This is a genomic window from Rhizobium sp. C4 (assembly GCF_021026315.1).
Classification (GTDB): Bacteria; Pseudomonadota; Alphaproteobacteria; order Rhizobiales; family Rhizobiaceae; genus Ensifer_A.
In genome coordinates this window covers 1-23,978 of record NZ_JAJNCX010000015.1, presented here as the reverse complement: position 1 = coordinate 23,978, position 23,978 = coordinate 1, and the positions used below count along the sequence as shown (strand labels likewise).

18 protein-coding genes are annotated in these 23,978 nt (G+C 63.1%); 7 read left to right on the top strand and 11 right to left on the bottom strand.

The features are described from left to right. Positions 1–23 precede the first annotated feature (23 nt). Together LQK84_RS21025 and LQK84_RS21020 are read left to right on the top strand one after the other, a co-directional pair. Positions 24–4,181: a translocation/assembly module TamB domain-containing protein gene (locus LQK84_RS21025; protein WP_230830690.1), complete on the top strand. Its 4,158-nt coding sequence runs from the start codon at positions 24–26 to the stop codon at positions 4,179–4,181. Positions 4,182–4,335: 154 nt separating this feature from the next. Further along, positions 4,336–4,815 (top strand): chemotaxis protein CheW, encoded by a 480-nt coding sequence (locus LQK84_RS21020; RefSeq protein WP_112697001.1) that lies wholly within the window; start codon positions 4,336–4,338, stop codon positions 4,813–4,815. 61 nt (positions 4,816–4,876) lie between these two features. Here the strand turns inward: LQK84_RS21020 and LQK84_RS21015 are convergent, their stop codons facing one another. After that, the gene (locus LQK84_RS21015; RefSeq protein ID WP_230830689.1) at positions 4,877–5,914 is read right to left on the bottom strand and encodes a YeiH family protein; all 1,038 of its coding nucleotides are present in this window, start codon (positions 5,912–5,914) and stop codon (positions 4,877–4,879) included. 93 nt (positions 5,915–6,007) lie between these two features. Between LQK84_RS21015 and LQK84_RS21010 the strand changes: the two genes are divergently transcribed. Beyond that, complete coding sequence (locus LQK84_RS21010) at positions 6,008–6,892, top strand: LysR family transcriptional regulator (RefSeq protein WP_230830688.1); 885 nt, start codon at positions 6,008–6,010, stop codon at positions 6,890–6,892. A gap of 30 nt (positions 6,893–6,922) precedes the next feature. Here LQK84_RS21010 and LQK84_RS21005 read toward each other — a convergent pair whose 3' ends face one another. From LQK84_RS21005 to LQK84_RS20965, 9 genes are all read right to left on the bottom strand, one after another. Then, complete coding sequence (locus LQK84_RS21005) at positions 6,923–7,141, bottom strand: formate dehydrogenase subunit delta (protein WP_230830687.1); 219 nt, start codon at positions 7,139–7,141, stop codon at positions 6,923–6,925. Next, the gene (gene fdhD / locus LQK84_RS21000) at positions 7,131–7,958 is read right to left on the bottom strand and encodes a formate dehydrogenase accessory sulfurtransferase FdhD (protein ID WP_230830686.1); all 828 of its coding nucleotides are present in this window, start codon (positions 7,956–7,958) and stop codon (positions 7,131–7,133) included. The genes LQK84_RS21005 and fdhD overlap by 11 nt, the downstream gene beginning before the upstream one ends. A gap of 390 nt (positions 7,959–8,348) precedes the next feature. Further along, positions 8,349–11,231, bottom strand: coding sequence for a formate dehydrogenase subunit alpha (fdhF, locus tag LQK84_RS20995; protein WP_230830685.1), 2,883 nt, complete (start codon positions 11,229–11,231; stop codon positions 8,349–8,351). Between the two features lie 76 nt (positions 11,232–11,307). Beyond that, positions 11,308–12,867 carry a formate dehydrogenase beta subunit gene (locus LQK84_RS20990; protein WP_230830684.1) on the bottom strand — a complete coding sequence of 520 codons (1,560 nt, stop codon included), beginning with the start codon at positions 12,865–12,867 and terminating at the stop codon, positions 11,308–11,310. Further along, a complete protein-coding gene (locus LQK84_RS20985) occupies positions 12,864–13,355 on the bottom strand; it encodes a formate dehydrogenase subunit gamma (RefSeq protein WP_230830683.1) in 492 nt (163 codons plus the stop codon). Before LQK84_RS20985 ends, LQK84_RS20990 begins: the two co-directional genes overlap by 4 nt. Before the next feature lie 108 nt (positions 13,356–13,463). Beyond that, positions 13,464–14,366 carry a LysR family transcriptional regulator gene (locus tag LQK84_RS20980; RefSeq protein ID WP_230830682.1) on the bottom strand — a complete coding sequence of 301 codons (903 nt, stop codon included), beginning with the start codon at positions 14,364–14,366 and terminating at the stop codon, positions 13,464–13,466. Between the two features lie 262 nt (positions 14,367–14,628). Further along, positions 14,629–15,426, bottom strand: coding sequence for an FAD binding domain-containing protein (locus LQK84_RS20975; RefSeq protein WP_230830681.1), 798 nt, complete (start codon positions 15,424–15,426; stop codon positions 14,629–14,631). A 12-nt stretch (positions 15,427–15,438) separates the two neighbouring features. Continuing rightward, positions 15,439–17,784, bottom strand: a complete 2,346-nt coding sequence (locus tag LQK84_RS20970; protein ID WP_230830680.1) for a xanthine dehydrogenase family protein molybdopterin-binding subunit — start codon at positions 17,782–17,784, stop codon at positions 15,439–15,441. A 136-nt stretch (positions 17,785–17,920) separates the two neighbouring features. Beyond that, entirely contained in the window at positions 17,921–18,409 is a 489-nt protein-coding gene (locus LQK84_RS20965) for a (2Fe-2S)-binding protein (protein ID WP_230830679.1), read from the bottom strand. 291 nt (positions 18,410–18,700) lie between these two features. On the opposite strand from LQK84_RS20965, the gene LQK84_RS20960 reads away from it, so the two are divergent. The 4 genes from LQK84_RS20960 (at position 18,701) to dxr (ending at position 23,174) form a co-directional block, all read left to right on the top strand. Then, positions 18,701–18,964, top strand: a complete 264-nt coding sequence (locus LQK84_RS20960) for a glycine zipper domain-containing protein (protein WP_112696762.1) — start codon at positions 18,701–18,703, stop codon at positions 18,962–18,964. A gap of 120 nt (positions 18,965–19,084) precedes the next feature. After that, positions 19,085–21,421, top strand: coding sequence for a heavy metal translocating P-type ATPase (locus LQK84_RS20955; protein WP_230830678.1), 2,337 nt, complete (start codon positions 19,085–19,087; stop codon positions 21,419–21,421). A gap of 13 nt (positions 21,422–21,434) precedes the next feature. Continuing rightward, complete coding sequence (cueR, locus tag LQK84_RS20950; RefSeq protein WP_230830677.1) at positions 21,435–21,848, top strand: Cu(I)-responsive transcriptional regulator; 414 nt, start codon at positions 21,435–21,437, stop codon at positions 21,846–21,848. 156 nt (positions 21,849–22,004) lie between these two features. Next, positions 22,005–23,174: a 1-deoxy-D-xylulose-5-phosphate reductoisomerase gene (dxr, locus tag LQK84_RS20945; protein ID WP_230830676.1), complete on the top strand. Its 1,170-nt coding sequence runs from the start codon at positions 22,005–22,007 to the stop codon at positions 23,172–23,174. Between the two features lie 89 nt (positions 23,175–23,263). On the opposite strand, the gene LQK84_RS20940 is transcribed toward dxr, so the two are convergent. After that, complete coding sequence (locus LQK84_RS20940) at positions 23,264–23,866, bottom strand: hypothetical protein (protein WP_230830675.1); 603 nt, start codon at positions 23,864–23,866, stop codon at positions 23,264–23,266. Between the last annotated feature and the right edge of the window lie 112 nt (positions 23,867–23,978).

Genomic DNA, 23,978 nt, shown 5'->3' with positions numbered 1-23,978 from the left:
AGGATGACGGGAAGACGATCGGCATGGCGGGCACGGCAAGAAGAGCGGCATTTTGGCCACGGAGACTGGGCATAGCCTTCGCTGTCCTGGTTGGCCTGCTGGTCGCTGCCTTCGGCGTCCTCGGCTTCACCAGCGCCGGCACGTCCATCATCCTGAACCTCGCCGCGCCTGTCCTGAACAGCGCTGACAGCAAGATCGTGATTTCGGGTGCCGGCCCGCTTCTGACGGGACATCTGCGCGTCGATCGCGTGACGATTGCCGATGCCAAAGGCGTCTACGCCGAAATCGACGGGATCGCCGCCGACTGGTCGCCATTTGATCTTCTTGCGCTGAAGGCGCGGATCGACCTGCTGACCGCAAAGCGCGTGCGCATCGAGCGCCTGCCGCAAAGCTCATCCCAAACCTCTTCCAGCAACAGTTCCTTCTCGCTGCCCGTCGAGGTCGACCTCAGGCAGCTGACGTTGCCGCAGATTTCGCTCGGCGCGGCCCTTTCCGGAAAGGAAGAGGCGCTGTCGGCGGATGCGAATGCCGCGCTCACGCGCGCCGGCCTTTCGGGCAAGGCGACGATCCGCGACCTTGGCAAGACGGCGGCAAGTGCTACGCTGGCGGTCGAGTATGATGCGAATGCCCGGACACTGGCGCTCGACGCCAGGGCTGAAGAGCCGCGGGGCGGCGTCATCGCCGGTCTTCTGCGCCTTCCCGACCAGCCGGCACTCGGTTTTTCCATCAAGGGCGCCGGCGCGCTGTCCAACTGGCAGGGCAAGGCCACGGCCTCGGTGGAAGGTGTGCCTGTCGTCAATCTCGATGCCGGCGTGCGCCAGTCTGCAAACGGCCCCATTGATGTCACGCTCAAGGGGGGCGGCGCCTTCGATGCCGTGCTTCCGCCCGTGCTCGAGCCGCTGTTCAAGGGGCGGACGGATATCGACCTTGCGGTTGCCTATGACGCCGGCGGGACGCTTGCGGTGAGCCGCGGCAGGATCGCGACGGGCACGCTGTCCGCCAATCTCGGAGGAACGCTTTCGGCAAAGGGCGCCAATGATTTCCGCGCCGAGATCACCCCGGTCGGCGACAGCGCCGTCTTTTCGCTGCCTATCGGTGCGGATGTGCTCGGGCTCGATCTCAAGGCGTTCAATGTTTCGGTCAGCGGTTCGCCCGACAAGGCGAAGATTGACGCCGCACTTGATCTGAAGAGGCTGACGACGAATGCCGTCAACCTCACCGACGTCGCGTTTACCGCGCGGTCTGGGGCCTTCAATCTGCAGGCACAGAACGGAGTGCTCGATACGCAGCTCACCGTCGGCGGCCGCGACTTCAAGTCCGATGCGCTGAACCGGCTGGTGCAGGCGCCCGTGAAACTCACCGCGCCCGTCACCGTTTCGCAGCAGGCAATCCAGGCGAGCTATCAGCTTGAGGGTGCCAGCCTCGGCGGCAAGGGCGATGTTTCCTATGACATGGCTTCGGGAACGACGGAGACCAATCTCCAGCTTTTTGCCGCACCCTCCGCGTTGCCGGAAGCGCTGGCTCAGAAGTTGACGAAGACCGTCGGCCTTGGCGGTCATGTGCGGATCGTGAATGGCGCCGTCGAAGCCAAGGATGTGGTCCTCACCTCCGAACTGGTGGAGGCAAAGGGAAGCGCCAGCCTGAAGAGCGGTACCATTGATGCCGCCTTCGACGGGACGTTGCCCGACCTCGCCAGGCTTTCCGACAGTGCCAGGGGAAGCGGCAGTTTCCGCCTTGCCGCGAGTGGCACGGTCGATGCCCCTTCTGCCAGGATCTCGCTCTCGGTGCCGAAAGCGGTTCTTTCGGGCAAGCAACTCGACAGCTTTTCGGCCGACGTGAATGCCGCGCTCAATCAGGGCGCAATCGGCGGGAACGTGAAGGCGACGGGCTCGATCGCCGGGCAGGTCATCGATATCGACGCGATCATGAAGCAGGACAAGGGCCGGACGACGGTTCCGAACCTGCAGGTCAAGATCGGCCCGAACGTGATCTCCGGCGGGCTGACGCTTGACGCCGCCTTCCTGCCGGACGGCAAACTTGCCTTCGACCTGCCGGATCTTTCGCTGGTTGGCGCGATGGCCGGGCAACCGCTGAATGGCAGCCTGAAGGGCAATCTTGTTCTATCCGCCCCCGCTGGCCAGCTGGCTGCGCGGCTGGATCTGACGGGCAAGACGCTTGCCTACGACACCGTTTCGCTTACGGGCATTCGTGCCGGCATCGACTACCGCGCGGCGACCATCTCCGGCGAACTTGCCGCAGACGCGGTCCGCAGCGGCACGAACATGGTCGAGAAGCCGGTCCTCACCTTCTCGCGCCAGGGCGAGAAGACGGATTTCTCGCTGGTGGCCCGCTATCAGGGCGCACCGCTTGCCGTGAACGGTTATGCCGCACCGAGCAACGGCAGCACGCTCGTCCATTTAGGCGGCTTCAACGCGACGGCCGAGAAGATCGCGGTGAAGCTAGCCGGCCCGACGGACCTCACGCTGGTTGACGGAGGCGTTCGCCTGGACGCGCTGAAGCTGGCGCTTGGCAGCGGGTCTGTCGCAGTCAGCGGGCGTGCCGGAACAATGCTGGACCTCAAGGTGACGATTGCCAATCTGCCGGCTGCCCTTGCCAACACGTTCTCTCCGGGCCTCGGCGCCGATGGGGCCATTTCCGGAACGGCGACCGTGACCGGCAAGGCGACCGATCCATTTGCACAATTCGCACTCACCTGGCCTTCCGCCTCGCTGGCCGCGACGCGCAGCGCCGGCCTGCCGGCATTGTCGCTACAGGCAAAAGGCGGTTACGGAGCGGGTGCCCTGACCATCGATGCATCCGGGGCCGGCGGGGGGCTCAATGCCAAAGCCTCCGGGCGCGTGCAGCTGCAGGGGAGCCAGAGCCTCAATATCAAAGTGCAGGGTTTGGCACCGCTGGCGCTCGCGCAGCCATTTGTCGCCGATCAGGGGATTGCGCTCTCCGGAAATGCCAATTTCGACATTTCTGCGAGCGGCGCGCTGACGGCTCCGAAGCTGGGCGGCACGATCCGGCTGGCATCCGCCGGTGCGGCGCTGCCGCGACAGAACCTCAACCTGACCGGTATCGACGGCACGATCACGCTGGATGGCAACACCGCGCGGATCGCCGGTCTCTCCGCCAAGATCGCCAATGGCGGCAATCTTTCCGTTACGGGCACGATCGGGACTGCCGCCGGTTCCGGTTTCCCGGCCGACCTGACCGTCAAGCTCACCAATGCCGTCTATGCGAATGGCGATCTGGTCAATGCCAAGCTGACGGGTGATCTCTCCCTGAAGGGGCCGCTCACCGGCGGAGCGGAGCTTGGCGGCACGATTCGTGTCGCCGAAGCCGCCATCACGATCCCCGAGAAAATACCGGCCTCGCTGGCGGAGATTGACGTCAAGCACAAGAATGCGCCGAAGCGCGTCATCGTGCAGACGAAAGAACTGGAACCGGAGGCTCCGAATGATGCCAGCGGATCGTCGGCGATCCGGCTCGCCCTCGATGTTCAGGCACAAAACCAGATTTTCGTCCGCGGGCGCGGGGTTGACGCCGAGCTCGGCGGGACGCTGAAGGTGAGCGGGACATCGGCTGCTCCTTCCATCTCGGGCGCCTTCAAGATGATCCGCGGGCGGCTCGAAATCCTCGGAAAGCGTCTCGACTTTGCCTCGGGCACGATCGGCTTCGGCGGCGGACTTGTTCCGACGCTCGCTCTGAATGCGACGTCCAACGCTTCGGCGGGGACCATTACTGTGAGCGTCAACGGTCCGGCGAACGATCCGGAAATCGCCTTCTCCTCGTCGCCGGCCCTGCCGCAGGACGAGGTGCTGGCGCAGCTGATCTTCAACAGGTCCCTTTCCAGCCTCACACCATTCCAGATCGCCCAGCTGGCGGATGCAGCCCTGCAGCTTGCCGGCGGGCGCAGCACGTCCATCTTCGAGAAGCTCCGCAAGGGGGCAGGCATCGACGATCTGGACGTCTCCACCGACAGTGCCGGGCAGGCGCAGGTGACGGCCGGCAAATACATCAACAGCCGCACCTATCTGCAGCTGCAGCAGGGCGCGGGGTCCGGCTCCAGCAAGGCCATCATCAACCTCGATGTCGGCAAGGGCGTCAAGCTGCGCGGCGAGGCCGATAGCGGCGGCGGAAGTGCAGCGGGCATTTTCTACGAGAAGGAATACTGACCTCCGCCAGCTGACGAGAACTGGCGGGCCATCCCTGATTTGCCGGGAGAGTGTTAAGAGGAAGGTAACAGGTATTGTGCAATCTTCTAACGAACAGTCCGGCGGCAACACGATGCTTGCGGGGGCGAGCGAGACCTGGGGAAGAGTTCTTAAGATGGCAAGCGCAATCAACACCACCAATTATGCAGGCGAAACCCTGGAAATCATCGCCTTCCGTCTTCACGATCAGGAATTCTGCGTGAAGACGACGACGATCCGCGAAATTCGCGGTTGGGCGCCGTCCACCCCGATCCCGCATTCGCCGCCGGAAGTCATCGGCGTGATGAACCTGCGCGGCTCGGTCATCCCGATCATCGACCTGGCCTACAAGCTCGGCATGGAAAGCACGCAGGCCAATGAACGTTCGGCCATCGTCGTTGCCGAAGTCCACAACATGGTCATCGGCATGCTGGTCGACCGCGTCTCCGACATTCTGACGGTTGCCGGTAGCCAGATCCAGCCGGTTCCGGAAGTCACCGCGTCTTTCGACCGCAGCTATTCGGAAGGCATTATTGCCAACGAGAACGGCATGATCTGCTTCCTGAACCTCGCCAAGATGTTCCGCGAAAAGGACATGGACGACGTCGCCGCCTGATAGGTCGCCTCCCAGACTTTGAAAAAAGGCCGCTCCGGATTGCCGGAGCGGCCTTTTTGTTTCAGCGAATGCCCAGAAGATGGAGCAGTATGAGGCTGATGCCGACCAGAAGGCCGAGCGAGAGCGTGCCTGCGGCCAGTACCCGGCCGCCTGACGAGAGGATGGTGCGCATGTCGACCGAAAGCCCAAGGGCCGCCATGGAGACGATGGTGAGCGCGGTTGCCAGTGTTTCGAGCGGGTCGAGGGTCTGATCGGGGATCATGCCGGCGGAGCGCAGCGCCATCATGGCGACGAAGCCGATGATGAACCAGGGTATGATCTTCGCCCATTCGATCCGCCGCGCTGTTTCCGTCCGCTCTGCGCTGCGATCGCCGAGAAGGCCAATGCAGAAGATGACCGGGGCGAGCATCATGACACGGATCAGCTTGACCAGCGTGCCGGTCTGCATGCTGAGCAGCCCGACCGGGGCGGTGGCGGCAAGGACCTGCGGCACGGCATAGACCGTCATGCCGGAGAGGATGCCATAGCTTTCCGCGCTCATGCCGGTTGCGTGCTGGCCGAGCGGCAGCAGCAGGACAACGAAGATGCCCAGCGCGGCCGTGAAGGCAATCGAGGCAGCGACATCCTCGGCGCGTGCCTTGATGACCGGGGCGACGGCGACAATGGCCGAATTGCCGCAGATGGAATTGCCGCAGGCGACCAGCAGTGCCAGACGATGCTCCAGCTTGAGCATGCGGCCGATCGTGTAGCTCGACAGCACGGCGATGAAGACGGAGCCCGCAACGCCGGCCACCAATTCAGGTCCGGCGCCGGTAATGGCCGAGACGCTGATTGACGCGCCCAGCAGCACGATGGCGATTTCCAGCAGCAGCTTGGCCGAGACCCGCACGCCGGCTTCAAAGTGCGGATGCAGGCCGAGAAACGTGCGGATGAGCGCGCCGAGCAGGATCGCCAGCACGAGACTTTCCAGCCAAGCGCGGCCGAAAAGGGCGGTCTCGGCCCATTGCGCGCCATAGCCCAGTGCCGCAACAGCACTGCAAAGGGCGATGCCGGGAAGCGCCTCCTTTGCCGTGTTTTGCCATGTGTCTGCGCCGTGCATCGTGCCAACTCCCGCGATGACACAGGATTGACATGGACATTCATGTAGAAAAATCGAATAATATAGCATGTTCCATTCGGTAAAATCGAACGAATGACCTTTGAGCAGCTGTCCATCTTCGTGGCCGTCGCCGAGCGGCAGCATCTGACCAAGGCCGCTGAGGCCTTGCGGCTGACGCCCTCTGCAGTCAGTGCGGCGATCAAGACGCTGGAAGGCTTCTACAATGTGCAGCTTTTCCATCGGGTCGGTCGCGGGATCGAGCTGACGGAGACGGGACGCGTCTTTCTCGATGAGGCGAAGGCGGTGCTGTCGCGGGCGCAATCGGCGGCGCTGGTGCTGTCCGAACTTGGCGACATGCGGCGCGGGCGGCTTGCCATCCATGCCAGCCAGACGGTCGCGACCTATTGGTTGCCGCAGCGGCTGATGCAGTTTCGCGCCGCCTATCCGGGCATCGCGCTCGATTTGTCGGTGAGCAATACGCAAGGCGTGACCCGCGCGGTGATCGAGGGCACGGCCGATCTCGGCTTTGTCGAGGGCCGGTTCGATGAGCCGGCTTTGGCGGCGCGTGTTGTGGGCGAGGATGAGTTGGTCGTTGTCGTTGCCCCGGGTCATCCGCTGGCGCGCGCGGAGGGTGCAAGCGCCGATACGCTGGTGGACGAAACGGTCTGGGTGATCCGCGAGGAGGGGTCCGGCACGCGGTCGGAATTCGAGGCGATGCTGCGCGCCATGGGTTTCGATCCGAACCGGCGGAAGATCGCGCTGACGCTGCCCTCCAACGAGGCGATGCTGTCGGCGGTGCGGACATCGCTGGCGGCCTGTGCCGTGTCGCGCCGGGCGGTTGAACCGCTTCTGGCGCAAGGCGAGCTTGTTGCGGTCAATTTCCCGAGGCCGGAGCGGCAGTTCCGCATGATCCGCCACAAGGAGCGGCATTTCGGCGAGGCGGCGAAGGCGCTGGAGGCAATCTGTCTTCAGGCGTGACGGGCTTCTGAAACCGCCGCGCCTGACGGTTCAGACCGTTTCCGGCTTTTTCACGAGCGAGGCGGCTTCCTTGACCAGCGGGTCGAAGGGCGCGCCGCTTTCCAGATGTTCGAAGAATTGCCGGCGCATGCGCGGCTCCCAGAACTTGTTGATGTGGTTTGCCACGCCCGCCGCGCGCTCGGCCTGCGGCTGCGAGTGGAAGAAGGTGGCGATCTGGTTCGCCATGCGAACGATCTTGTCATGCGACATCGGCATCTCTCTTTATCGTCGTCTGGCCGGCGATGCGGCCGGCATGCGTGAAAACTTCGAAATCCTTGTCCCGCGCCAACCCCACCAGCGTAATGCCGGCGGCCTCCGCCATGCGGATGGCGAGCGCTGTGGGTGCTGAAATGGCGATGAGCAGGCTGGCACCCGCCATCGCCGTCTTCTGCACCATTTCGACGGAGACGCGGCTGGTCAGCACGATCGCGCCGCTGGCGCCGTCAATGCCGCCCAGCGCCATCGCGCCGCAGAGCTTGTCGAGCGCATTGTGCCGTCCGACATCCTCGCGGGCAAGAGCCAAGCCGTCGCCGGGGCAATAGAAGCCGGCCGCATGGACCGCGCGGGTGGCGGCGAAAAGCGGCTGATGTGCGCTGAGCGCGGCGGTGGCTTCTGCGATCTCTTCCGGCGAAAGCGTGATCGCGGCCTCGACATGGCGGGCGGGCAGCAGCGCCTGTTCGATGGATTCGATGCCACAGAGGCCGCAGCCGACCGGACCGGCTATGGCCCGGCGGCGGGCGGTGAGGGCGGCCTGATGGTCGCCGGCGAGCTCGATCTGCAGGTCTATGCCGCCGCCTGTCTCTTCCGCCGTGACGGAAAGAATGTCCTGCGGGCGAGCAACGATGCCCTCGTTCAGCGTGAAGCCATAGGCGAAGTCTTCCAGATCCGACGGGCTTGCCATCATCACGGCCTGCGTCGAGCCGCGATAGGTGAAGGCGACGGGGACTTCCTCGGCGATCTCGCGGGTGGACTGCGTGAGGCGGCCGGCAGCGTAAGCTTGGCGGGGCAGGGGGCGGGAGGGGGTCATGCGGGGCGTCCAGTTTGGGGCAAAGGCCCCCTCTGGCTGCCGCCATCTCCCCCCCAAGGGGGGAGACGGATGGAGGTGCCGCCGAGGTTCAATCTTGCCGTTGCTGAGGCACAACGGTAACTCTCCCTCCCCCTTGTGGGGAGGGTTGGGGAGGGGCGCCAAGCCCGGAAACGGTGCCGCCTTGTCCTCTCCCCTTGTGGGAGAGGATAGCTCGCCCCGAGAGGCGAAGCCGATTGGTGTGGCGAGCTTGGTGAGGGGTGATTGGGTGCTGCGAACATGGGCGGACCCCTCACCTGGAAAATCTAGCACTTAGCCCTTGGCTAAGGTGCTGATTTTCCTTCCTCTCCCACAAGGGGAGAGGACAAGCGCCGGAGTGCCAAAACACACTCATCACTCCGCAGCTTCCATTTTGCCGGCGATGCGGCGGGAGCGGCGGGAGAGCTCGGTATAGTCTTCCTGCCATTCCGACGGACCGTTGGAGGGCGAGACCTGCACGGCTGTCACCTTGTATTCCGGGCAATTGGTGGCCCAGTCGGAGAAGTCGGTGGTGATGACGTTGGCCTGCGTGTCCGGGTGGTGGAAGGTCGTGTAGACGACGCCCGGTGCCACGCGATCGGTGATCAGCGCGCGCAGCGATGTGTCGCCGGCCCGCGAGGTGAGCCGCACCCAGTCACCATCGCGGAGGCCGCGATTTTCGGCGTCATGCGGGTGGATTTCCAGCCGGTCCTCGGCATGCCATGCGGTGTTTTCCGTGCGGCGGGTCTGCGCGCCGACATTGTACTGGCTGAGGATGCGCCCCGTCGTCAGCAGGAGCGGGAAACGCGGGCCGGTCTTCTCATCCGTTGCGACATATTCCGTGCGGATGAACTTGCCCTTGCCGCGCACGAAGCCATCAACATGCATGATCGGCGAGCCTTCGGGATGCTTCTCGTTGCAGGGCCACTGCACCGATCCTTTTTCCTCCAGCAGCTCATAGGTCACATTGGCGAAGCTCGGCGTGGTGGCGGCGATTTCGGCCATGATTTCGGACGGGTGGCTGTAGTGCCAGTTAAGGCCCATGGCCTTCGCCAGTTCCTGCGTCACTTCCCAGTCGCCATAGCCGTTCTTCGGGCTCATGACCTTGCGGACGCGGTTGATGCGGCGCTCGGCATTGGTGAACGTGCCGTCCTTTTCAAGGAAGGTCGAGCCCGGCAGGAAGACATGGGCGTAGTTGGCGGTTTCGTTCAGGAACAGGTCCTGCACGACGACGCATTCCATGGCAGCAAGGCCGGCGGAGACGTGGTGCGTATCCGGGTCGGACTGGAGGATGTCCTCGCCCTGAATATAGATGCCCTTGAACGTGCCCTCGACAGCGGCGTCCAGCATGTTGGGAATGCGCAGGCCCGGCTCGTTGTTGAGCTTCACGCCCCAGAGCTTTTCAAAGACATCGCGCGTCGCATCGTCGGAGATGTGGCGATAGCCCGGCAGTTCATGCGGGAAGGAGCCCATGTCGCAGGAGCCCTGCACATTGTTCTGCCCGCGCAGCGGGTTCACGCCGACGCCCTTGCGGCCGATATTGCCGGTCGCCATGGCGAGGTTGGCGATCGACATGACGGTGGTCGAGCCCTGGCTGTGTTCGGTGACGCCGAGGCCGTAATAGATCGCGCCATTGCCGCCGGTGGCGTAGAGGCGGGCGGCGCCGCGAATGAGCTCGGCGGGAACGCCCGAAAGCTTTTCGATCTCTTCCGGGCTGTGACGGGCTTCGGCAACGAACTCCGCCCAGTCCTGGAACTCCGACCAGTCGCAGCGTTCGCGGATGAAGGCTTCGTTGTAGAGGCCTTCCGTGACGATGACATGGGCAAGCGCGGTGACGACGGCGACATTGGTGCCGGGGCGCAGCGGCAGGTGATAGTCCGCCTTCACATGCGGGCCATCGACAAGGTCGATGCGGCGTGGGTCGATGACGATGAGCTTCGCACCCTGACGCAGGCGCTTCTTCAGCCGCGAGCCGAAGACCGGATGGCCGTCCGTCGGGTTCGCACCGATGACGATCACGACATCGGTATGTTCGACGCTGTCGAAATCCTGCGTACCGGCGGAGGTGCCGAAGGTCTGGCCGAGGCCATAGCCTGTCGGCGAATGGCAGACGCGGGCGCAGGTGTCGACATTGTTGTTGCCGAAGCCGGCGCGGATGAGCTTCTGGACCAGATAGGTCTCCTCATTCGTGCAGCGGGAGGAGGTGATGCCGCCAACGGAATCGCGGCCGTATTTCGCCTGAATCCGGCTAAATTCCGAAGCCGTATGTTTCAGGGCCTCTTCCCAGGACACTTCGCGCCAGGGCTGGTCGATGCTTTCGCGGATCATCGGGTTGAGGATGCGGTCGCGATGCGTGGCATAGCCCCAGGCAAACCGGCCCTTGACGCATGAATGGCCGCGATTGGCTTTGCCATCCTTCCACGGCACCATGCGCACCAGCTCTTCGCCGCGCATTTCAGCCTTGAAGGAGCAGCCGACGCCGCAATAGGCGCAGGTGGTGACGGCCGAATGTTCCGGCTGGCCGATCTCGATCACCGACTTTTCCGTCAGCGTCGCGGTCGGGCAGGCCTGCACGCAGGCGCCGCAGGAGACGCATTCGGAGGAGAGGAAATCCTCGTGCATGCCGGGCGATACGCGGCTGTCGAAGCCACGGCCTTCGATGGTCAGCGCGAAAGTGCCCTGCACCTCTTCGCAGGCGCGCACACAGCGCGAGCAGACGATGCATTTGGCCGGGTCATAGGTGAAGTAAGGGTTCGACTCGTCCTTCGGCATCCATTGCGGATTGGCCTCGCCGGACGTGTCACGCGCTTTCACATGGTTGTCGCCCTCGTAGCCGTAGCGCACGTCGCGCAGGCCCACGGCGCCGGCCATGTCCTGAAGCTCGCAATCGCCATTGGCCGCGCAAGTGAGACAGTCGAGCGGGTGGTCGGAAATGTAGAGTTCCATCACGCCCTTGCGGATCGATTTCAGGCGCTCCGTCTGCGTGTGAACGACGAGGCCTTGCGCGACCGGCGTCGTGCAGGAGGCGGGCGTGCCGTTGCGGCCTTCGATCTCGACAAGACAGAGGCGGCAGGAGCCGAAGGCATCCACCATGTCGGTGGCGCAAAGCTTCGGCACCTGAATGCCGGCTTCCATCGAGGCGCGCATCAGCGACGTGCCTTCCGGCACGGTGATCTCGCGGCCGTCAATGGTCAGCGTGACGGTCTTTTCGGATTTCGAGGCCGGGGTGCCGTAGTCGATTTCGTGGATGAGGGACATGGGGCTGTCTCCTATGCGGACAGGGGAAGGGCGCGAACGGCGGGGGCGGAGAGGGGGGTGCTTCCCGACGCGGGCATCATTCCGCCGCCTCCAGCTTGGTCCCACCGACGAAATCCTCCGGGAAATGCATGATCGCGCTCATCACCGGATAGGGCGTGAAGCCACCCAGCGCGCAGAGCGAGCCGAATTTCATCGTGTTGCAGAGGTCGGTGACGAGATCGAGGCTCTTCTTAGGCTCGATGCCGGCGGCGATCTTGTCGATGACCTCGACGCCGCGTGTAGAGCCGATGCGACAGGGGGTGCATTTGCCGCAGCTCTCGATCGCGCAGAATTCGAAGGCGAAGCGGGCGAGTTTCAGCATCTCGGCGCTGTCGTCGAAGACCGTGATGCCGGCATGGCCGATGAGGCCGCCTTTTGCGGCGAAGGCTTCGTAGTCGAAGGGTGTGTCGAAGAGGGCGGGCGGGAAATAGGCGCCCAGCGGGCCGCCGACCTGCGCCGCCTTGACCGGCCGGCCGGTGGCCGTGCCGCCGGCAATCGTCTCGACGATCTCGCCCAGCGTCAGTCCGAAGGCGGTCTCGTAGAGGCCGGTATATTTCGCATTGCCGGCGATCTGGATCGGGATCGTGCCGCGCGAACGGCCCATGCCGAAGTCGCGATAGTACTCCGCACCCTCGTCCAGAATGATCGGCACGGAGGCAAGCGAAATGACATTGTTGACCACGGTCGGCTTGCCGAACAGGCCTTCGAGGGCGGGAAGCGGCGGCTTGGCGCGGACGATGCCGCGCTTGCCTTCCAGCGCGTTCAAGAGCGAGGTTTCCTCGCCACAGACATAGGCGCCGGCGCCGACGCGCATTTCCATGTCGAAGGCGTGGTGCGAGCCAAGGACAGAGTGCCCGAGAATGCCGGCGGCGCGGGCGATCTCGATCGCGGCGTTGAACACCTCGATTGCCAGGGGATATTCCGAACGGGTGAAGATATAGCCCTTCGTCGCGCCGGTCGCGAGGCCGGCAATTGCCATGCCTTCGATCAGCACGAAGGGGTCGCCTTCCATGATCATGCGGTCGGCAAAGGTAGCGCTGTCGCCTTCGTCGGCATTGCAGACGATGTATTTCTGGTCGGCCTTGGCATGAAGAACCGTGTTCCACTTGACGCCGGTCGGGAAGCCGGCGCCGCCGCGACCGCGCAGGCCGCTATCGGTGACTTCCTTGACGATCTCGGCGGCATGCATGGACAGGGCTGAGCGCAGGCCCTTCAGTCCGCCATGCGCCTCATAGTCGGCGAGCGACAGCGGATCGATGACACCGCAGCGGGCGAAGGTGAGGCGGGTCTGGCTTTTCAGGAAGGGAATGTCTTCGGTGGGCCCAAGACAGAGCTTGTGGCCGGCCTTGCCTTGGAGAAGGCCGGCTTCAATCAGCGGCTCGACATCGGCGGGCTTCACCGGGCCATAGGCGATGCGGCCTTCCGGCGTTTCGACTTCGACCAGGGGTTCCAGCCAATGCATGCCGCGTGAGCCGTTGCGGATGATGACGGCGTCATGGCCTTCGGAGGCGATGGCATATTGCAGGGCCTTTGCCACATGGTTTGCGCCAAGCGCAACGGCGGCGGAATCGCGGGGGACGTAGATCCTGATGCTCATTGTCCGGCCTCCGCAAGGGCGGCCTTGACGGCGGCAAGGTCGGCGCGGCCGATCAGTTCATTGTCCAGCATCGCGGCTGGCGCGCAGGAACAGAGGCCGAGACAGTAGACAGGTTCCAGCGTGACGCGGCCATCCGGTGTCGTTTCGTGCCAGTCGATGCCGAGCGCCTCGCGAACCGAATTGCAGAAGGCCTCGCCGCCGATCGACTGACAGGCCTCGGCGCGACAGAGCTTCAGCACATGGCGGCCGGCGGGGTCCTGGCGGAAATCGTGATAGAAGGTCACCACGCCATAGACTTCGGCGCGCGACAGGTTCAGTTCCCTGGCAATCAGCGGCAGGACGGTCTGCGGGATGTGGCCGAACTCTTCCTGAAGCGCATGCAGGATGGGCAGGAGAGGCCCTTCCAGCGATTTGAGGGAGCCGACGATCTCGAGCGCGCGCAGTTCTACGCCGCCGAGAGGACCGCCAAGGGGATTGTGAATATTCAAAGGAAGACCTCCCGGTCCAATCTGCAGGCCGCATTCTATGAAGCGACCATGGCTATCGGATGGACGTCGGTCAATATTCGTTATTCGTCAATTGATAGAGAATTTCTATCAAGATATCGCCGATTGCTCCTGGTCGGCTATCGTTCTTGCGGCAGCGAGAAGGGCGCGCACCAGCGGCGTGGCGGGGTCGCGGGGTGCGGTGACAATGCCAACCATATGGCCGGATTCCAGATGATCCAGCTCGATGGCACGAACCCTGTTCTGGAAGCCGAAGGCCTCGATCATGCCGGCGGGCAGGATGGTTGCCCACTCGCCTGAGAGCACATGGGAGAAGAGCACGACGATGGAGTTCGATTCCATCCGCGCGCGGGGCCGCGTTCCCACGTCCTCGAAATGGCGATCGATGATGCGCCGGTTCTGCATGTCGGTGGTGAGAAGGCAGAGATCGGCGGCGGCAGCTTCTGCCCAGGTCACACGGGCGCGGCTTGCCAGCGGATGTTGCCGCGCGACGAGCATGTAATAGCGTTCGCGGTAGAGCGGCACAGTCTGCACGCGACCGACAGGTTCGCCCTCGAGATAGGTCACGCCGGCGTCGATTTCGAAGTTTTCGATCAGGTCCAGAATCTGGTCCGAGGTCGCAGACCGGATCGAGAAGGTCACCTCGGGGTGTCGCTTCTTGAAGATTTCGGTGATCTTCGGCGTAAAGGCCAGCGCGGTGGGGATGACGGCAAGGCGCAGGTGCCCGGAGAGGCCGGAGCGCACTTCCCGCATCTCGTCTCGCAAGGCGCGGGTGTCGGCGACGATCTTGCGCGCCCATATCAGCACACGCTCTCCCTCCGGCGTCAGGCCCTGAAACCGCGAGCCGCGCTGGACGAGAAGCACGCCCAGCTGATCCTCAAGCTGGCGAATGCCGGCCGAGAGGGTGGGCTGGGTGACGCCGCATTCCTCCGCCGCGCGCCCGAAATGCCGGGCCCTTGCCAGAGCGATGAAGAATTCGAGCTTTGAGATCATGCGCTGCTATTCCGCTTTCCTTAAGCCGCCCCTCGCCTTGCCCGTTTATCGCCCCTGTCTGGCCTTCTCGGCAGATTTGTTAAGATTGCAGGGCTGTTGTCTCTGATAACGGATTTTTGCATCGGCATTGCCTATTGAAAACGTAAACCAGGCCGGTCTGGATTTCGGAAAGCGAAAAAACTTTGCTGGTTCATATAAAAAATCCGCGGCCAGTTGCTGAGCCGCGGACTTCATTGTCATATTCGACGCGTGCTGCTGGACATCAGCCGGCAGCGGCGACTGCGCGTTTCGCCATGACCTTCACCAGGTTGGCGCGATAGTCCGAGTTGCCGTGGATGTCGGCCATCATCAGGCCTGCATCGACGGAAACGGCGGCGAGCGCATCCGGTGCCCAGGCGGCCTTGAGCGCTGCTTCCATGCCGGTGTGGCGGAAGACGCCGTTGGAGCCTGCGCCGGTGACGGCAACGCGCACGTCAGACCCCTTCTTCGCCACGAAGACGCCCGCCATGGCGTAGCGGGACGCCGGGTTCGGGAACTTCTGGTAGGCGGCCTTGTCCGGTGCCTCGAAGGAGAAGGAGACGATGATTTCGCCGTCTTCCAGCGCGGTTTCGAACATGCCGACAAAGAAGTCGTCTGCGGCGATCTCGCGCTTGTTGGTCTTGACCGTCATGTTGAGCGCCAGAACGGCGGACGGATAGTCCGCTGCCGGGTCGTCATTGGCGACGGAGCCGCCGATCGTGCCCATGTGGCGCACATGGGGGTCGCCGATATGGCTCGCCAGATGGCAGAGCGCCGGACAGACGGCGCGGAGTGCCTCCGAGCTTGCAACGTCATAATGCGACGTGCCGGCGCCGATGGTGACATGGCGGCCATTGACCGTGATGCCCTTCATGGACGCGATGTGGCGCAGGTCGATCAGGTCGGACGGGGACGCCAGACGCTGTTTCATCGTTGCGATCAGCGTCATGCCGCCGGCGAGGTATTTGCCCTCGCCAGCATTGCCCATCAGCTGGGCTGCCTCGTCCACGGAAGAGGCGCGGTGGTAATTCGTCTCATACATGGTTGCTTCTCCTCAGTGGCCGTGCAGTGCCGCCCAGACCTTTGCAGGCGTGGCGGGCATGGTCAGGTTGTTGTTGCCGATGGCATCCGTGATGGCATTGATCACAGCCGGCGGCGAGCCGATTGCGCCGGCCTCGCCGCAGCCCTTGAGCCCAAGCGGGTTGCCGGGGCAGGGCGTGGTCTGGTGCGACAGCTTGTAGGACGGCAGGTCGTCGGCGCGCGGCATGGCATAGTCCATGTAGCTGGCCGTGAGCAACTGTCCCGTCGAGGCGTCATATTGTACGCCTTCGAGCAGCGCCTGGCCGATCCCTTGCGCGATGCCGCCATGAACCTGGCCTTCGACGATCATCGGGTTGATGATGTTGCCGAAGTCGTCGGCTGCGACGAACTGGATGATCTGGGTCTTGCCGGTATCCGGATCGACCTCGACTTCGCAGATGTAGCAGCCGGCCGGGAAGGTGAAGTTTGACGGGTCGTAGAACGCGCCTTCCTTCAGGCCCGGCTCCATGCCGGCGGGCAGGTTGTGGGCGGTGTAGGCGGCGAGCGCCATCTGGAACCACGGCAGCGTCTTGTCGGTGCCGGCGACCTTGAGTTCGCCGTTCTCGATGACGATGTCGTTTTCGGAGGCTTCCAGAAGGTGAGCGGCGATCTTCTTCGCCTTGGCTTCGACCTTGTCGAGCGCCTTGACGATGGCCGACATGCCGACAGCGCCGGAGCGCGAGCCGTAGGTGCCCATGCCCATCTGGACCTTGTCGGTATCACCATGGACAATCGAGATGCTGTCCATCGGCAGACCGAGGCGGGAGGCGACGAGCTGTGCGAAGGTCGTCTCATGGCCCTGGCCGTGGCTGTGCGAGCCGGTGAGCACTTCGATCGTGCCGACCGCGTTGACGCGCACTTCCGCCGATTCCCAGAGGCCGACGCCGGCGCCGAGCGAACCGACCGCAGCCGACGGCGCAATGCCGCAGGCTTCGATATAGCAGCTCATGCCGATGCCGCGCTTCTTGCCGCGCCGTTCGGCTTCGGCCTTGCGGGCCGGGAATCCGGCCCAGTCGGATTCCGCCATGGCGGCGTCCAGCGAGGCCTGGAAGTCGCCGGTGTCGTAATTCATGATGACCGGCGTCTGGTGCGGGAACTGGCGCACGAAGTTGATCGAGCGCAGCTCTGCCGGCGACATGCCAAGCTCGCGGGCTGCCGTTTCCATCGTGCGTTCGAGCAGATAGGTCGCTTCCGGACGGCCGGCACCGCGATAGGCGTCGACAGGCGCAGTGTTGGTGTAGACCGCATGCACATTGGCGAAGATGGCCGGCAGATTATACTGGCCCGAGAGCAGCGTCGCATAGAGATAGGTCGGCACCGCAGCCGAGAAGAGCGACATGTAGGCGCCGAAATTGGCGACCGTGTCGACCTTCAGCGCGGTGACGCGATGGTTGGCGTCGAAGGCCATCTTCACCTTGGACACATGGTCGCGACCATGGGCGTCGGTGAGGAAGGCTTCGGTGCGGTCCGAGGTCCACTTGACCGGAACGCCGGTCTTCTTGGAGGCCCAGAGACAGGTGATTTCTTCCGGATAGATATAGATCTTCGAACCGAAACCGCCGCCGACATCGGGGGCAATCACGCGCAGCTTGTTTTCCGGCGCGACATTATAGAAGGCGCTCATCACGAGGCGGGCCGCATGCGGGTTCTGGCTCGTGGTGTAGCAGGTGTAGTGATCTTCAGCGCCGTCATAGATGCCAAGCGCCGCGCGCGGCTCCATCGGGTTCGGCGACAGGCGGTTGTTGTGGATATCGATCTCGGTGACGTGGGCGGCAGAGGCAAGTGCCGCATCGACAGCGCTTTCGTCGCCGATGGTCCAGTCGTAGATCTGGTTGCCGGGGGCGTTGGCGTGAACCTGCGGCGCGCCGGGCTTCATCGCGTCGATCGCTTCGGTGACGGCGGGCAGGACATCATAGTCGACCACCACGGCTTCGGCCGCATCGCGCGCCTCGCCAAGGCTGTCGGCCACGACGATGGCCACGGCATCGCCGACATAGCGAACCGTGTCGAAAGCCAGCGGGCGCCAGTCGCCCATGTTCATCGGCGAGCCGTCCTTGGAGTGGATCATCCAGCCGCAGATGAGGCTGCCGATGCCGTCTTCCTTCATCGAGCGGCCTTCCAGCACGTCGATGACGCCGGGCATGGCCTTGGCAGCGGAAAGGTCGATGTTCGTGATCTTCGCATGTGCATGGGGGCTGCGTACGAAGAACGCATATTTCATCCCCGGCACTTTCATGTCGTCCACATACCGGCCCTTGCCGGTCAGGAAGCGCTTGTCTTCCTTGCGCGCAACGCGTGCGCCAATACCTTCAACACCCATGTCTCATCCTCCCAGAAGAGCGAATAACGAAAAGTGATTTCAGCAGGTGCGGATCGTGTTCGGAAAGCTTTCCGCATCCGGATGCTGCAGGACTGCAGCGCCGAAGGCGGAATTCGCCGAACCTTCCTCGCCTGCCTTATTCAGCAGCCTGTTTCGCGCCGCCCATTTCATCGGCGGCAGACAGGATCGACTTCACGATGTTGTGGTAGCCGGTGCAACGACAGATGTTGCCTTCCAGTTCCTGGCGCACCGTCTGTTCGTCGAGCTGTCCACCATGACGGCGGATCATGTCGACGGCGGTCATGACCATGCCGGGCGTGCAGAAGCCGCACTGAAGGCCATGGTTTTCCTTGAAGGCGGCCTGCACGGGGTGCAGCGTATCGCCCGAGGACAGTCCTTCGATCGTGGTGATCTCGGAGCCGGAGGCCTGAACTGCGAGAATCGTGCAGCTTTTGACCGACCTGCCGTCCATGTGGACGACGCAGGCACCGCATTGCGTGGTGTCACAACCGACATGCGTTCCCGTCAGGCCCAGATTTTCGCGGATGAAGTTCACGAGCAAGGTGCGATCTTCGCATTCTCCGCTCACCTTTCGACCATTTACGGTCAACGTCACTTTCGTCATGCATTCCTCCCTAGATTAGCAGACGCAGTGGGGAGAGTATTTGCTGATTTCACGCGGCAATCAACCGAAACATCGGAATGTGTAAAAGAATTGAAACATTTTGCCTTGCCAAACGTTATCCGCCGGCAAATGGCTGATCGGACGCGAGGGTGGTGCGGGTACGTTTCCACAATTTGAGCCAGATTGGTATTTAGTTCAAACATTTGGCTCTCGCGGAAACCGCGTGATCCATGGTAATTAGTACGGATGGGGGGGTATATCTGGCTCCGCCCGTTTCACAGGGAGACAATCATGAAGAAAGCTATTGCATTGATTCTGGTGGCGCTCGCCGTCACCAGCTGCACGCAGACCGAAAAGGGTGCGGGCATTGGCGCCGTCGGCGGCGCGATCCTCGGCGGCGCGATCACGGGTGACGTTCGTGGTGCAGCTGTCGGCGCTGCCATCGGTGGCGTAACGGGCGCCGTTCTCGGCCACGTCTCCGAACAGCCGGGCCAGTGCTACTACCGCGACCGCTACGGCCGCCGCTACATCGACAGCTGCCCGCGCGGCTACTAAGTCGATCTGACCGATCGTTTGAGAGCACCGGTGCGTCATTTGGCGCATCGGTGTTTTTTGTCTTGACCTTCCAGCGACTGGAAGGATTAGCCTTCGGGAAAATATCCTGGAGGGCTCGACATGAGCATGAATTCTGAAGCGCTGCCGGTTGACGGCGCGCCTGTTCCGACCGCGATCGATCCCGTCTGCGGCATGACGGTGAAGCTGAATGCCGGCAAGCCGAAGCTTGTCTACAAGGGCACGGAATATCACTTCTGCAATCCGAAATGCCTGACGCGGTTCGACGCCGACCCCTACTTCTATCTCTCCGGCAATTCCAAGCGGCGCAAGAAGGCTGCGCCCAAGGTGGCGCGCTACACCTGCCCGATGGATCCGGAAATCATTCAGGACGGTCCCGGAACCTGCCCGATCTGCGGCATGGCGCTGGAGCCGATGGACGGACAGGCCGATGGGCCGAACCCGGAGCTTGTCGATTTTGGCCGCCGCTTCTGGGTGAGTGTGGCGGCTGCCGTTCCGCTGCTCATTCTCTCCATGGGGCCGATGTTGGGCCTGCCGATCCGGGAGTGGATCGGCGAGCGGATATCGGTGTTTATCGAGATGATCCTTGCCGCTCCCGTCGTGCTCTGGGCGGCGCAGCCGTTCTTCCATCGCGGTTGGGTGTCGGTGAAGACCTGGCATCTCAACATGTGGACGCTGATCATGCTCGGCGTGTCGGCGGCCTTTGGCTATAGCGTGGTCGCGGCCTTCTTCCCTGGCATTTTCCCGCATCACATGACGGGGCATGGCGGCGGCGTACCGGTCTATTTCGAGGCCTCCGTCGTCATCATTGCGCTGGTCTTCTTAGGCCAGATCCTGGAACTCAAGGCGCGCGAGAAGACGGGCGATGCGCTGAAGGCGCTCGTCAATCTCGCGCCGAAAAAGGCGCTGCGGCTCAATGCCGATGGGTCTGAATATGACGTGCCGCTGGAAAATATTCTGGTCGGCGATCGCATCCGCGTGCGGCCGGGCGAAAGCGTGGCGGTGGATGGCGCCTTGGTCGAGGGGCGCTCCTCGGTAGACGAGAGCATGATCACCGGCGAATCCATGCCGGTCGAGAAGAATGCCGGCGATGTTGTCACCGGCGGGACGATCAACGGCAATGGCAGTTTCGTCATGCAGGCCACCAAGGTTGGCGACGACACAATGCTGTCGCAGATCGTGAAAATGGTCGCGAGCGCCCAGCGGTCGCGTGCGCCGATCCAGAGCCTGGCCGATCGCGTTGCCGGATGGTTCGTGCCGGCGGTGGTGGGCGTGGCGCTCGTCTCCTTCATCGCGTGGCTCGTCTTCGCGCCGGAACAGTCTTTTATCTATGCGATCGTTGCGGCGGTTTCCGTGCTGATGATTGCCTGCCCCTGTGCGCTGGGGCTGGCGACGCCCGTCTCCGTGATTGCGGCAACGGGGCGCGGCGCGCAGGCGGGCGTGTTGATCCGCAATGCGGCGGCACTCGAACGGCTGGCGGCGGCCGATACGCTGGTCATCGACAAGACCGGGACAATCACCGAGGGCAAGCCGCGTCTTGCGGGCGTCACGGCGTTTGACGGTTTTTCGGAAGACGAGGTTCTGGCGCTTGCCGCCTCGCTGGAAAAGGGCTCCGGCCATCCGCTGGCCTCTGCAATCCTCAACGGGGCGGAAGAAAAGGGGCTCTCCCTTCGCGATGTCGCCAATTTTGCTTCCGTCTCCGGCAAGGGCGTGACGGGCGAGATTGACGGGCGCGGCGTTGCGCTCGGCAATTCGGCCATGATGGGCCAGATCGATCTCGGCGTTTCCGACCTGACGTCCGCCATGGAACGGCTTTCCGCAGATGGCGCGACGGTGATGTATCTGGCCGTCGATGGCCGTCCGGCCGGGCTGATTGCGGCGGCCGATCCGGTGAAGGCATCCGCGAAGGAGGCGGTTGCCGCGCTCAAGGCTGCGGGTCTGCGGGTCATCATGGCGACCGGCGATCAGGACGCGGCGGCCCGCGTGGTGGCCGCGCGCGTGGGTATTGACGATGTCCGCGCCGGCCTGTTGCCGGAGGGCAAGAAGGCGCTGGTCGACGGGTTGCAGGCCGAGGGCCGCTCGGTTGCCATGGCGGGCGATGGCGTCAATGATGCGCCGGCGCTGGCCGCCGCCGATACCGGCATTGCCATGGGCACGGGCGCGGATGTGGCGATTGAAAGCGCCGGCATCGCGCTGGTGAAGGGCGATCTGCAAGGCGTGGTCAAGGCCAGGCATCTGGCGGTTGCGACCATCCGCAATATCAAGCAGAACCTGTTCTTCGCCTTCATCTATAATGTCGTCGGCGTGCCGATTGCCGCCGGCGTGCTTTATCCGATCACCGGTTCCATGCTCTCGCCCATGCTGGCGGCGGCGGCGATGAGCCTGTCATCCGTCTCGGTGATCTCCAATGCGCTGCGGCTGCGGCAGCTGAAACTGTGAAAGGGAGCGGATCATGAATATCGGTGAAGCCTCGGAACGCTCCGGCCTGCCGGCGAAGACGATCCGCTATTATGAGGACATCGACCTCGTCGCGCCCGACCGGGCGGAGAACGGCTATCGCGACTACAGCCTCAGCGATGTGCATCGCCTGCGCTTTCTCCATCGCGCCCGCAATCTCGGTTTTTCCATCGATGAATGCCGGCTGCTGCTCTCGCTTTACACGGATCGCAACCGGGCAAGTGCGGATGTGAAGGCAATGGCCGAGCAGCGGCTCACGGAAATCGACGCCAAGATCCAGGCGCTGCAATCGCTGAAAGCAGCGCTCCAGCCGCTGGTCGATTGCTGCCACGGTGACGAGCGGCCGGATTGTCCCATTCTGGATGATCTTGCCGGATTTCACGCAAAACGCAGCCAAGCGCAGGCGTGACGAGGCCTCTTCGCGGTGCTATAGCCGGCTCTCTAGCGCATTTCCAGGAAAAGTGGGAACCGGTTTTCCGTCCGGAAATGCGCTAAAACAAAGAGATAGAGCATTTCCGGTGATCCGTTTTTCACCAGACCTGCTCTAGGACAGGGCGGGTATGGCATGCGCAAGATAACGGTTCTCGGATCGACGGGCTCGATCGGCGTCTCGACGCTGGATGTGATCGGGCAGTTGGGCGGGCGCGAGGCCTTCGAGGTTCTGGCGCTGACCGGCAATGGCAACATTCCACTGCTCGCCGAACAGGCGATGGCCTCAGGCGCCAAGCTCGCCGTCACGGCCAGTGAAGAGCTCTATTCCGAGCTGAAATCGGCACTTGCGGGAACCGGCATTCAGGTCGCCGCCGGCAAGTCGGGCCTCATCGAGGCCGCCGAGATGGAGGCGAGCCTTGTCATGGCGGCCATCGTCGGCACGGCGGGTCTGGCGCCCACGCTAGTCGCCGCGCGGCGCGGCGCCGATATCGCGCTCGCCAACAAGGAATGCCTCGTCTCCGCCGGCGCGCTCTTCGTCGAGGCGGTCGAGAAGGCCGGCGGCAAGCTGCTACCGGTCGATAGCGAACACAATGCCATCTTCCAGGTGCTGGAGGAAAACCAGCGCCACGCGCTGGAGCGCATCGTGCTCACCGCATCCGGCGGGCCGTTCCGCACATGGACGCGCGAGCAGATGGCGGGCGTCACCGCAGCCGTCGCCCGCGTGCATCCCAACTGGTCAATGGGCCTGAAGATTTCCGTCGGCAGTGCCTCGATGTTCAACAAGGCGCTGGAGATGATCGAGGCGAAGCATCTTTTCCGCGTCGCGCCCGAACAGATCGAAGTCATCGTCCACCCGCAAAGCGTTATCCATTCCATGGTCGGCTACACGGATGGCTCGGTGCTCGCCCAGCTCGGCTGCCCTGACATGCGCACGGCCATCGGCTATGCGCTCGCCCACCCCGCGCGCCCCAAGCTCAACGTCGAACGCCTCGACTTCGCCAAGCTCGCCCGCCTCGATTTCGAGGCCCCCGACGAAACCCGCTTCCCCGCACTCCGCCTCGCCCGCCTCGCCATGACCCGCGGCGGCCAGCAAAGCGCCATCATGAACGCGGCGGAAGAAACCGCGTTCGAGGCCTTTGTGGAGGAGAAGATCGGATTTCTGGAGATGGCCGACGTGGCCGAGGCGGTCATGGAAGAGATGACCGGCTGGGGGGCGGCCGTGACTGTTGAGGATGTGTTCGCGTGTGATGCGGAGGCGAGGTTGAGGGCTGGAGAGTGGGTGCGGGGGAGGCGGGCGGCTTGAGGGGGCTCAAGATATCGCCAGAACTCCAATGCTTCTCTAGCACGGAGCTATAGCGTCCACCAAGGAACTTTGGTCCTATTCGTAAACGTTCATTGGGCAGTCGTTCGCATCGCTTCAAGCATTGGCAGAGAGTATATAGGGTAACCTCTAACCACCTCTAAGTCGTCGCTTTCAGATAAAATAGGGTCAATCACTACGTCCAACCCGGCATCTGTGACACATGCTATGAATTGATCCACTTTAAAATCGGTCAGCAGCAATTCAATGTGATATGAAGGTAATTCGAATCCGGAATTCCGCCAATTTTCCAGATATATACCTAAAGATAGCGGATCGCTCATAGCTGGAACCACGTTGTTCAACCTGATCAACGCCAGCGATTCCTCTTCACGCAGAACAAGTAGAGGTGCATACCAATTCCCCGGCGGGCGATATCGTGTGGCTTCTCGCGCATCGAATGCTCTCACTTCAACATGGGAAATTGGTTGTATTCGCTCTTTCCCGCCCAAATGGCGCATCAGTGTCGTTCTCGTGCTGAACGTGCCACTTTGATCAGAGTAGCAAAGAGGATCCCTGGATATTTCGGCCTGCCGAATCGAGCTACGGAGCTTTGCCGAAAACTCATCGGCGTGTTGTCGGGTAAATCTTTGAACACGGCCACGCTTGGTGGTGATGTGCTCTTGACCTGCCACTGAACTTTCATCCGGCTGCGATTAGAGCCTCGGCGGTTTTTGATACGCCAAATGGCGCGGCTTGAGCAACCGGCGGAAACGCGTAGCTTTCACATTGCGCAGCGTTGGAGCT